This is a genomic window from Montanilutibacter psychrotolerans (assembly GCF_003719825.1).
Taxonomy (GTDB): domain Bacteria; phylum Pseudomonadota; class Gammaproteobacteria; order Xanthomonadales; family Xanthomonadaceae; genus Montanilutibacter; species Montanilutibacter psychrotolerans.
In genome coordinates, this window is the sequence record NZ_RIBS01000002.1 from 133366 (window position 1) to 145600 (window position 12235).

Annotated in this window: 6 protein-coding genes; all 6 read left to right on the top strand. The window is 66.2% G+C overall.

Going from position 1 to position 12235, the window contains the following annotated elements; translation table 11 throughout:
- Positions 1-42: 42 nt before the first annotated feature.
- The 6 genes from EER27_RS04250 to EER27_RS04275 all read left to right on the top strand — a co-directional run bounded on the left by EER27_RS04250 (position 43) and on the right by EER27_RS04275 (position 12168).
- Positions 43-4662, top strand: a complete 4620-nt coding sequence (locus EER27_RS04250; RefSeq protein ID WP_123086796.1) for an RHS repeat-associated core domain-containing protein — start codon at positions 43-45, stop codon at positions 4660-4662.
- Complete coding sequence (locus tag EER27_RS04255; RefSeq protein ID WP_148040924.1) at positions 4650-5261, top strand: DUF8184 family protein; 612 nt, start codon at positions 4650-4652, stop codon at positions 5259-5261. The genes EER27_RS04250 and EER27_RS04255 overlap by 13 nt, the downstream gene beginning before the upstream one ends.
- A 137-nt stretch (positions 5262-5398) precedes the next feature.
- The gene (locus EER27_RS04260; protein WP_123086798.1) at positions 5399-5920 is read left to right on the top strand and encodes an SMI1/KNR4 family protein; all 522 of its coding nucleotides are present in this window, start codon (positions 5399-5401) and stop codon (positions 5918-5920) included.
- Positions 5921-6081: 161 nt separating this feature from the next.
- Entirely contained in the window at positions 6082-6468 is a 387-nt protein-coding gene (locus EER27_RS04265; protein WP_123086799.1) for an immunity 22 family protein, read from the top strand.
- A 286-nt stretch (positions 6469-6754) separates the two neighbouring features.
- Positions 6755-11782, top strand: a complete 5028-nt coding sequence (locus EER27_RS04270; protein ID WP_123086800.1) for an RHS repeat-associated core domain-containing protein — start codon at positions 6755-6757, stop codon at positions 11780-11782.
- 14 nt (positions 11783-11796) lie between these two features.
- Positions 11797-12168 carry a hypothetical protein gene (locus EER27_RS04275; protein ID WP_148040925.1) on the top strand — a complete coding sequence of 124 codons (372 nt, stop codon included), beginning with the start codon at positions 11797-11799 and terminating at the stop codon, positions 12166-12168.
- Positions 12169-12235: the final 67 nt, after the last annotated feature.

Genomic DNA, 12235 nt, shown 5'->3' on the forward strand with positions numbered 1-12235 from the left:
GCGGTCAGGCGTTGAGTCCGGCAACGGACAAGGAGTTCAGCCATGACCATCGCTGCCAAGCATTTCGATCCGCAACTGGGGATCGACATCCATCTGTACCTGATCCCGCCGTCACCGATTCCGATCCCGTTGCCGACGCCGCACATCGGCATCGTGCTCGATCCGTTCGACTACATCCCGGTGATCGGCGGCACGGTGCAGGTCAATGGCATCAAGCGCGCCACGGCGGGGTCGATGGGGTTGGACATCCACATTCCCGTGGGCGGGATCTGGATGCCGACCATGAAGATGCCGATGGGCCCGCAGTGGGACGACGAGATCTTCATGGGCAGCAAGACGGTGCTCGCCGACGGCGAACCGTTTTCGCGGGTGGCGATGCCGGTGTTGGCGTGCAACATCGTGGGCATGGTGGCGCCGTTCCGGCTGAAGAAGCCGAAGAAGCCGCATTTGTCGCTGCTGCTGCCGACCACGTTGAACCTGGCGATCCCGACCAACGTGTTCGTCGGTGGTCCGCCGACGGTGTCGTGGACGTCGTTGCTGTTCAACGCGGGCCTGGCGGGGCTGGGCAAGGTGCTGAAGAAGACCGGCATCGCCGGGCGCGCGGCGGATGCGTTCAAGAAAGTGCGGCAGAAGCTGTTCAAGAACATGGAACCGGGGTTTTTGAAGTGCAAGGTGCTGCGCGCCGAGCCGGTGGACATCCGCGACGGCAGCGTGTCGGTGGAACACGAGGACTTCAACATTCCCGGCCGCCTGCCGCTGACGTGGACGCGTCGCTACAGCTCGGTCAATGCCCACGCCGGCCTGTGCGGCCACGGCTGGCAAACGCCGGCCGACATCCGCCTGGAAGTCGAGCCTGACGGCACGGTGTTGTTCATCGACGCGAGCAGCACGGCGGTGTTCCCGCAACTGCCGGCGGGCGAGGGCATCGAGCACGCGGTGCGCGAGTTCGTCGACGGCGCGCGGTTGTTCCGCGAAGACGAGTGGCTGTGGGTGCGCACCAAGGACGGTCTGCGGCACGGCTTTGTCGCGGGTCCGGCGAACGTCGCGGCACTGCAGCCGCGGGCGCTGCCGATCGAGCGTATCGAGGACCTGTGTGGCAATCACTGGCGGTTCGAACGCCGTGACGGCCAACTGGTTCGCATTGTCGAAAGCGGCATCGACGGCCTGCAGGGGCGCTACCTGGATGTGCAGACGCGTCACGGTCTGATCGAACGCCTGCAATTGCACGACCCCGCTAGCGGCATCAGCCACCCACTGGTCAGCTATCGCCACGATGGCGAAGGCGATCTGATCGCGGCATTGGACGCCCTCGACGCCGCACGCACGTTCGAGTACCAGCAGCACCGCCTGCTGCGCCACACCGACCGCGTCGGTCTGTCGTTCTACTACGCCTACAACGCCCGCTGGAAGGTCATTCACGCCTGGGGTGACGGTGGCCTGCACGACTACCGGTTCCACTACGACGATCTGTTGCACGAGACCGAGATCACCGACTCGCTGGGCCACGTGTCGTTGGTGAAGTTCGACGACAACGGCCTGCCGCTGTGCGAGATCGATCCGCTCGACGGCGTGACGGTGTTCGAGTACGACGACGTCGGCCGCACGACGGCCGTGGTCGACCCGATGGGCCTGCGTACCCAGTTCGAGTACGACGAGCGCGGCAACGTGCTCCGCCTGGTCCGCGCCGATGGCGGCGCCGACGCCGCCGAGTACGACGACAACGATCGTCCGGTTCGGGTCGTCGATGCGTTGGGCGCTGCCTGGTGCCAGGATTGGGACGAGCGCGGTCAGATGACCGCGCAACGGACTCCGTTGGGCCATGAACTGCACTATCGATACGATGCGTGCGGATTGCTGACTGAGCACACCGATGCCTGCGGCGCCCAGCTTCGGCTGGCATTTGATCGGTATGGCCTGCTTGCCGAGGTGACCGACGCGCTGGATCGCACCATCCATCGTCGTCACGACGTGATGGGATGCCTGCTGGAGGAGCAGCACCCCGACGGTCGCAGCACGCAGTATCGTTACGATGCAAAGCGACGCTTGGTGGAGATCGTTCGACCGGGCGCGGAGCGCGTCAACTGCGAGTACGACAGCGAGGACCGTTTGATCCGCCACCGCGACGAAAGCGGTCTGGTGACGCATCTTGAGTACTGCGGAATCGGCTGGATTGCGCGGCGCTCGCAGCCTGGGCAAGCCAGCGTCCGCTACCGCTACGGCAGCGAAGGGCAGTTGACGGCAGTCGTCAACCAGCGCGACGAAACCTACCAGTTCGATCGCGATGCACTGGGCCGGGTGGTCCGCGAGACCGACTTTTGGGGCCAGTCGCGACACCATCGCTATGACGCGGCCAGCCGGATCGTGAGCAGTAGCGATCCGTTGGGACGGGTGATGTTCTTCACGACCGATGCGCTCGGACGCATCATCGAGAAGCGTACGCCTGACGACGCCCATCCTGGCGTCCAGCTCAAGGAGCGCTTCTGCTACAGCGCAGCGGGACAGCTCATCAAGTTCAGCAGTCCGGCCAGCCAGGTGACCCGCCGCTTCGATGCCGAGGACCGTCTCATCGAGGAGGTGCAAAACGGCTTCCACATCAAGTATGCGTACGATCCGATGGGGCGGCGTGTCGGGCGCAGCAGCGATGTCGGCAACGCCTTGACGTTCGAACTCGATGCGCGAGGTATGCCGGTACGGATTGCGGTCGACGATGCTGATGCCATCCGCATCGAGCGCGATGCCGCCGGCCTCCCCGTGCGCGAACTGTTGGGGGCCGCGCTGGTACGACAGCGCACCTACCTAGATGGCCACATGGCGGCGCTCGTCTTGCACCGGGGCCAGGTGCCGGTGTTCGAAACCTCCTATGAGTACGACATCAAGGGCAACCTCACGCGTCGCGCCGATACCGGCCAGGGAACGGACCGGTTTGCCTACGACCCCCTGGGCCGACTGATCGAGCACACGGACCCCGAAGGCCGGCTGGCCAACTGGTTCAGCGACCCGGCCGGCGACCGGCTCCAGACGCGGGTACAACAGGCGCAAGTTCGCAGCGTCATGGGAGGAGACGCCGACGTCGTATCGGAGTGGTGGCGCGAGGGTGATCACGGTGGCCGGCGATACCGTTTCGATGCGGCCGGCAACCTCGGCAGTCGCAGTACCCCCCATCGGTCCGGCGAATCACCGCTCAGCCTGGACTGGGATGCCCACCAACGCCTGACGCAGGTCCGCGTGCTCGGTGCAGACGGTGTCGAGTCCCGCACGCGCTACGGCTACGATGCCCTGGGGCGTCGAGTGTTCAAGCGCGGTGCGCGCGAGACGACCTGGTTCTTCTGGGACGGCGATGCCTTGATGGCCGAAGTTACACGGCCAAACGACGATGCTGCCGAGACCACCAATGCCACCAGCGGCAAGGTGATCGATCTGCTTGCCGCGCGCCGGCATGCCGACGCGCGCAAGAATTTCCATGCGAAGGCGCGCGAGTATGTGTATCGGCCCGGTTCGTTCGAGCCGTTGTTCCTGATCGAGCCTCTCGACAGCGGCGATTCGTCCGCTTTCGTCAGGTCGGTGCCGGCGCGCAAGGCGCTCGAGGTGACGCCGATGCCCGGCGTCGCCCATGCCATATCGCCGTTTTCCGGTCGCGACGCCTCGGCGGGTGCATTGGCCAGACTTGGCGGTCCTCTCGCCGATGCCGGTCCCGCATCGGAGAAGCCGCCCGGGCTGGGACTGGGAGCCAGCCTGGGTGGCGGGTGGTCGTTGGCCGCGACGCCATCTCAGCAGGAAGCGATTGACGAGCCAGTCATCCGCCAAGCCGACGCCATCGAGCCGGTTGCGGTGGTTGACGCCACTCCCGGGGCCGATGAAGACGCGGAAGCGTCGGGCCACGCGGACGCACCGACGCCGCCGCGCGCCATCTACCACTTTCACAACGATCCAAACGGTTGCCCGCGCCGGATCACCGATGCCGAAGGCAGGGTGGTCTGGTCAACCGGTCTTTCCGCCTGGGGCGCGGTGGCAGGTACCACGGTGACGGAGATCGCCAATCCGTTGCGGTTCCAGGGGCAGTACTTCGATTCCGAGTCGGGCCTTCACTACAACCGGTATCGGTACTACGACCCGACGATCGGACAGTACGTCAGCCAGGATCCGATCGGCCTGATGGGGGGACTCAACGTTTACGCCTACGTCGACAACCCGACCGGCTGGATCGATCCGCTGGGCTTGTGGGGAGACGACCCCATGAACGGTGCTACGGCGACGATCACGGTAGGCAATGTCTCCAAGCGCATGGCAAGCACCGACGGTCCGGGCCATGCGGAAATCAACGCCCTCAACTGGTTCCTCGACGAGGGCGGAGGTTTCGACAACCAGCACGTCACCATCAGCGACGTGGTCGGCCATTTCCGGGACAGCGGCATCAAGCCGGTGGGCGTTTGCACCGGTTGCCGTGCGAACATCTTCGATGTGCTCCAGCAAGGCAACGCCGCTAGTGTGACGATTCCCAAGAGCGTGGGTAACAGGGTCGTTGGAACCATCACCATTCCAGCTGCGCATTTCGCCCAGTTGAGTCAGACGCTGCACGGCATCCACGCCGGGGACGGAACCGATCCACAGAAGTCGAAGCGGGCCTGGGAGGCTCTGGAGAACGTCGCACCATGCATACCGTGAAAAATCCGAAAAACGCCGTATTTTCCTGTGACTACCGCTCCGGAAAGATCCGGGTTTCAGCCGAGCCTTCTTTGTACTTCGACACCGCGACGCAGACGCTGGAGATCGACCAGAACCCCGCGGGCGAGCGATCGCTGGTACCGGTGACGCATGCCGGGTTCTCGGATGACTTCCGGACCATGCAGCTCGAAGCCGTCTATCGGGGCGAGCCGGAATCGTTCGAGGTCACGAGCACGTATGACAGCGACCAGGTGATGCACCGACTCACGCACCGCTTGTTGCAGGGCGGGCACGCGCTTCCGCCCGACGCGCACGACGTGATCGAGGTCAACCTGCAACAGGGAGCCATCACCTTGCTCAACGTGATCCGGTCCGTCGACGGAAAGGTTGAGAAATCGATCCGCATCACGCGCAAGGACGGTCAGTTGTTTCTGGTGATTCCCAGCCCGTGGCAACGTGTTGAGTTGCTGTCGGCCGGCGTCGATGGCCAGCGCATCGTCTGCCGCTCGCCGGACGGCGAGATCGATTACGAACTGGCCACCGCCCCGTTCGTTGCCGAGACCTTGTCCGAACTGCTCGAGGCCGGTTTGCCGGATTGAGCGAGTTCGCGCACCGTTGGAGTCGACGTCCAGTCAAGGCAAGGTGCCGGGAGTACGATGATCGCGACGGGGAATGGCTCGATGTCGACATCTTCTCGTCGTACTGCACAGGCGGCATGGCGTGAGGAGCACACCGCATGGCAATTGAGTACGCGAAGGGCCTGACGGCCGACGAGATCGACGCATTGCAGGCCGAACTGGAACGGACGCTTCCCGGCGACTACCGGGGCTTCCTCGAGCGCTACAACGGCTGGTACATCGACCGTCCGAACTATTGCGAGCTGACGTACGACGGCGTCGACAACGGGCAGATTTCCTTCGACACCTTCCTGGGCTACGGCCTGCAGAACGAGAACTTCAATCTCGTCGACTTCAACGGCGAGTTCGTTGACGAGATTGCTTTTGTCGAGGACGCGACGATCGTCGGCAGCGATCCGGGCGGGAACCCGTACGTGCTGGTGGGCAGCGGCCCCCACGCCGGATTGTTCTACTGGGACCGCACCCATCTGCACAGCCAGGAGCGGCGCCGCGTGCATTTTGCCGAGGTCGACGAATCGGGCGACCTCTATCGGGTCGCGGACTCGTTCCAGGCATTCCTGGATCGCGTGACAGCGGCGATGGCCGACCAGTCTCCCGAGTTTGTTCCGACGCTGGCATGAGCCCGATGTACCCGGCGCATCAACCACCGGTGTGCCGCAGTTGCCGCGCAGGCTTGTCGGAATCATCACCAATCCGGGCGCGTACTCCGCCCAGTTGAGTCAGACACTGCGCGGCATCCTGCCGTCCCGGATGAACGCGTGAACGGAGGAATGCCTTGCCCATGGACATAACGCCCCCCGCACCCAACCGGAAAATCCACGTCTGGATCGGAACCAGCGAGCAGCGCGACGATGACGCCTGGCACAGCTACTTCGACCTGGAGGGGCGGGGCTGCGCGTGCGGGTTCTGCCGCGATACCGGTGTGGAATGGTTCGATTTCGACTTCTTCTCGTCGCATTACGCAGGCGACATTGTCGATGTGCAGCAGGTCATCGGCGTGGTGCCCTACTCGGATCAGTTCGACGTGGAAATCAACGCCGCATGCGAGGCCCACGGCATTGCCCAGGCAAACGCCTGCTTCACGATGGTCGACTTCGACGGCACCACCCGGGTGGGCCAGCGTTACAACGACCTGGTCCTGGTGGGCGTGTTCGGGTTTGCTGCCTGAGCGCAGGTGCGTGGGCTGGAAGTGTGCGATTGCGAACGCACGCACGGATCGGGGAGTGATAAAGGCGTAGCACTGGCGTTGGCTGCAGGCGGGGGTGTTCCGATCCGTTCGGACGGGTCCCGGTCACTGGCGGCGGAAGGTTGTTGAGGGGCAGTATCGGTTTGCGTCGGGCTGCGGACAGGGGCGTCCGGGCTAGGCGAAGGAACGTTGACGAGGCACGGTTTCATCCGGTTCGCGAGCGCGCGCCGATGGGGCCGGAAGCCAGGCAAAGGGAGATGCCGGAAACATGACCATCGCTGCCAAGCATTTCGATCCGCAACTCGGGATCGACATCCATCTGTACCTGATTCCGCCGTCACCGATTCCGATCCCGTTGCCGACGCCGCACATCGGCATCGTGCTCGATCCGTTCGACTACATCCCGGTGATCGGCGGCACCGTGCACGTCAACGGCATCAAACGCGCCACGGCCGGTTCGATGGGTCTGGACATCCACATCCCGGTGGGCGGGATCTGGATGCCGACCATGAAGATGCCGATGGGCCCGCAATGGGACGACGAGATCTTCATGGGCAGCAAGACGGTGCTCGCCGACGGCGAACCGTTCTCGCGGGTGGCGATGCCGGTGCTGGCGTGCAACATCGTGGGCATGGTGGCGCCGTTCCGGCTGAAGAAGCCGAAGAAGCCGCATTTGTCGCTGCTGCTGCCGACCACGTTGAACCTGGCGATTCCGACCAACGTGTTTGTCGGTGGTCCGCCGACGGTGTCGTGGACGTCGTTGCTGTTCAACGCGGGCCTGGCGGGGCTGGGTAAGGTGCTCAAGAAGACCGGCATCGCCGGGCGCGCGGCGGATGCGTTCAAGAGGGTTCGGCAGAAGCTGTTTGCAAACCTGCCCCCGGGGTTCCTCAAGTGCAACGTGCTGCGTGCCGAACCGGTGGACATCCGCGACGGCAGCGTCTCGGTGGAACACGAGGACTTCAATATTCCCGGCCGCCTGCCGCTGACGTGGACGCGTCGCTACAGCTCGGTCAATGCCTACGCCGGCCTGTGCGGGCACGGCTGGCAGACCCCGGCCGACATCCGCCTGGAAATCGAGCCCGACGGCACTGTGCTGTTCGTCGACGCGGCCAGCACCGCCGTGTTCCCGCAATTGCCGGCGGGCGAGGGCATCGAGCATGCAGTGCTGGAGATCGTCGACGGTGCGCGGTTGATCCGGCGCGACGACGAGCGTGGAAGCTGGCTGCTGGTGCGTTCGAAGTACGGCGTCGTTCACCGCTTCCCGCACGAGCTCGGTAGCGTGATCGTGTTGGCGCCGCGCCGCGTGCCCATCGAGAGTATCGAGGACCACTGCGGCAACCACTGGCGCTTCGAGCGTCGCGACGGGCGGCTGATTCGCATCGTCGAAAGTGCCTTCGACGGTCTGCAGGGCCGCTTCGTGGAGGTCGAATCCCGTCATGGCCGGATCGACCGGATGCAGTTGCATGACCCCGCGACCGGCAGCAACCATCCGCTGGTCCGATACGAGTACGACGGCGAAGGCGACCTGGTCGCCGCGCTGGATGCCCTCGATGCGGCGCGCACCTTCGAGTACCAGCAGCACCACCTGCTGCGCCACACCGACCGCGTGGGGCTGTCGTTCTGCTACGGCTACGACCGGCACTGGCGCGTGGTGCACGCCTGGGGCGACGGCGGCCTGCACGACTACCGGTTCCGCTACGACACGGTGCTCAACGAAACCGAGGTCACCGATTCGCTCGGGCACGTCTCGGTCATCAAGTTCGACGACAACGGCCTGCCGCTGTGCGAGATCGATCCGCTCGATGGCGTGACGGTGTTCGAGTACGACGACGTTGGCCGCACGACAGCCGTGGTCGACCCGATGGGCCTGCGCACCGGGTTTGCGTACGACGCGCGCGGCAATCTGCTGGCGCTGACCCGCGCCGACGGCAGCGCAATGCGCATCGATTACGACGACAACGATCTGCCCATCGCGTTCGCTGACGGTGCCGCCAGTTGGACCCAGCGCTGGGATCCTCGCGGCCTGTTGCTCGAGCACGTCCTGCCGTCGGGCGCGGCGACGCGCAACGAGTACGACGAGCGCGGACAGTTGCAGGGCCAGGTGAACCCGCTTGGCGCACGCAGCACGATCGCCTTCGATCGCCACGGTCTGGTCGCATCGGTCACCAATCCGCTCGGCCATGCCACCGCCTACGAACACGATGCACTGGGCAGGCTTCAGCGGCTGGTCGATGCCAATGGCGCGGCCACGGTGTTCCGCAACGACGACAAGGGCCGCGTCCTGAAGATCGTGCGCCCCAACGGCGCGACCGTTGCGTGCGAGTACGACGGCGAAGGGCAACTGGTGGCGCACCGCGACGAGGCCGGTGCGCTGACGCGGATCGAGTACGCCGGCATTGGCCAGATCGCACGACGCGTGCAGCCCGACGGGCACGCGGTACGTTACGAGTACGACACCGAGGAGCGGCTGGTCGGGGTGCTCAACCAGCGCGGCGAGCGGCATGCACTGCGGCGCGACCCGCTGGGCCGGGTGATCGAAGAGGTCGACTACTGGGGCCAGTCGCGTCGCTACGACTACGACCCGGCCGGACGCCTGCGGCGCACGCACGACGCACTGGGTCGTCAGGTTGCCTACGAGACCGATGCGCTCGGGCGCATCACCACGCGCACGATGCCCGACACCGACGACCCGCAACGCCAGGTCAGCGAGCGTTACCGCTACGACTGCCGCGGGCAGCTGATCGAACTGCGCAGCCCTGCCAGCCACATCGTCCGCGCGTTCGATGGCGACGGCAGGCTCACCCGCGAAGTGCAGAACGGCTTCGCGGTCGACTACGGCTACGACGCCAGCGGCAACCGCGTGCTCCGCCGCAGCGATGCCGGCAACACCGTCGCGATTGCTTACGATCCGGCTGGCCGGCCGCAGGGAATCACCGTCAACGACGCCGCCCCGATCGCGATCGGCCGGAATCTGCTGGGGCAGACGGTCGTCGAGCGTCTCAGTCCGGCATTGACACGCCAGTTCGAGTACAGCGACGACGGCCACATCAGCGCGCAGCTGTTGCTCAAGGACGCCGAGCCGTTGTTCGGCACGGCGTACGACCACGATCGTGCCGGCCGGCCGCTGGCCCGCTACGACAGTCACCAGGGGGATGATCGCTACGTGCACGACCCGATGGGTCGGTTGCTGGAGCGCGTGGACGCTGCCGGCCGCATCCACGCCTGGCTGGTCGATCCGGCCGGCGACCGACTGGGCACGCGCGTGCGCGCGGTCGAGATGCGCCGCGCTGCCGGTGGTGCCGACGAGGCGGTGGTCGATTGGTCGCGCGAAGGCACGCACGACGGCGTCCGTTACACCTACGACCGCGCCGGCAACCTGCTCGAGCGCGTCGCCGAGCACCTGCCCGGATCGCCGCGCCTGCGCCTGGTGTGGGATGCGCAGCAGCGTCTCGTCGAAAGCCGCTGGGAAGGCGGGGAACGCAATGGCCAGTGCACGCGCTACGGCTATGACGCGCTGGGTCGCCGCGTGTTCAAGCGGCGTGCCACGGGCACCACGTGGTTCTTCTGGGACGGCGATGCACTGCTGGCCGAAGTGGAGCAGCCCCATGCCGCGCAGGACACCCCGGTGGCGCTGCACTCGGGGCAGGTGGTCGACTTCGTGGCGGCCCGCGAGCGCCTGCGTGCGCTGAAGGCGCTGCATCCGCAAGCGCGCGAGTACGTGTATCGCCCCGACACGTTCGAGCCGTTGGTGCTGGTCGAGGACCGGTTGGAACCGGTCGATAGCGACCATGACGCGTGCGATGGCGACAGTGCGGCGGGCGGCGCGGCGCTTCGTGTGGAGGATGGCGCGGCGGCAGACGCGGTCGAAGCACCTGTCCCCGCGCCCGCAGCGGAACGGTTCGGAATGCCTGCCGCGGGCGAAGGCGCCCTTGCGTTGCGCGACCCATCGCCGATGCTGCCGGGGTCGCCGCCAAGCCGCTCGCACGACGCGACCGATGTGCGCGATGCCGGTGTGCCGGCGCCTGGCTCCGCCCCCAGCGACACCGGCGACACCGGCGACACCGGCGACACCGGCGACAGCCCGCCCGCGGCTGCGCCGCCGGCTGGCCTGGGCCAGGGCCTGTCGTTGGGCGGCCCACTGGGAACGCCAACGGCCGCGCCGATGGCCGGAAAGTTGGGGCAGGGAATGCGACTGGCCGCGCAGTCGCCACTGCGCATGGCCGGTTCGCCTTCGGCGTCCGCGGTCACGCCAGCGCCGACACCGACACCGACACCACCCGCCCCAGGCAGGCCGGAAGCGGCAGCGTCGTCCGTGCCCTCGTCGCCGGAACGCACCACGGCGGGGCCGCCGAAGCCTTCCACCAGCCCCGCACTTCCGGCGATGCAGCGTGTTCGCACGATGTACTTCTTCCACAACGACGCCAACAGCTGCCCGGTGCGCATCACCGATGCGCAGGGCGCGGTGGTATGGAGCGCCCCGCACGATCCCTGGGGCGCGCCGGCACCACATCCGGATTCCGCCGTCGCCAATCCGCTGCGCCTGCAGGGCCAGTACCACGACGTCGAGACGGGCCTGAACTACAACTTGCACCGCTACTACGATGCGCACGTCGGCGCGTACATCAGCGCCGATCCCGCAGGTCTGGCCGGCGGCATCAATCCGTATCTCTATGGCAACGGCGGGCCGTTGTCGTGGGTGGACCCGTGGGGGCTGGCCGCATGCCGGCGCGGTGAATGGATCTTCCCGGACGGCGGGTCGCGCAATCTCAATGACTACCAGGAAGTGCGGACCAACGGCATCCGCGGTGATCGCGACGAGATCGTGCGCATCGTCAACCAGACGCGACAGCCGGCCTACTTCAACCATTCGTCCGCAGGCGGCCTGGGCGATATCTGGGAGGCGGGCATGCAGCGGCTGTTCCGCGGTCGCAACCCAAGAATCGATCCGCTGACCGACGGTTTCGCTGACGCGTTCCGCGGCGTCGATCACCCGATGCGCATCATCGCCCACAGCCAGGGCACGCTGACCGCCGCCAACGCCGCGCGCCGCGGCCTGCTGCCACCGGGGTCGACGTTCGACATGCGCAGCCCCGCGCTCAGCCGCAACAGCGCGCAGGACGCGGTCAACGTCAACGGCGGTACCCTGATCTACGATCAGCCCTACGGCGATGTCGCCAACGCCTACACCACGATCAATCCCAAGCGGCTGTGGGGCGTGATACGAAACTGGAAGAACACGGTGAATATCCACACCGACAACGGACTGCAGCGTGGCTTGCCGCCGGGCGGAGATTGATGGAGAACAAATCGATGAGCGGATGGATGTGGATCGGGCTGGGCATCGTCGTCGTTGCCGGGCTGGTCATGGCCGCCTGCAGCCGTGGGGCGCGGGGAGAGGAGCCGTTCGTCGACTCGCGTCGCGATACCCAAGGTAACGTGATGATCCGCGACACCGATCGGATGTGGGCCGACTTCACCGGATCGGTGGATCGGGACATCGAGCGTGAACGCTCGGGCGAGCGGCCTTCGGGCGGTACGCCGAGCTGGGACGAGCACTGGCGCCTGCGCCTGAACGCCTATCGCAGCAGTCAGGACAACGCACCGCGCTACCTGGATTACATCGTGCAGGCGCGACGCCAGGCGGGATTGCCGGAGCTGGCCAACCAGGCAGACGCACGCTGACCGCACGCGCCGCGCGACGCCAGGTCGCGCGGCAGGCCATCGAAAACCTGCGCGACGACACAGTGTT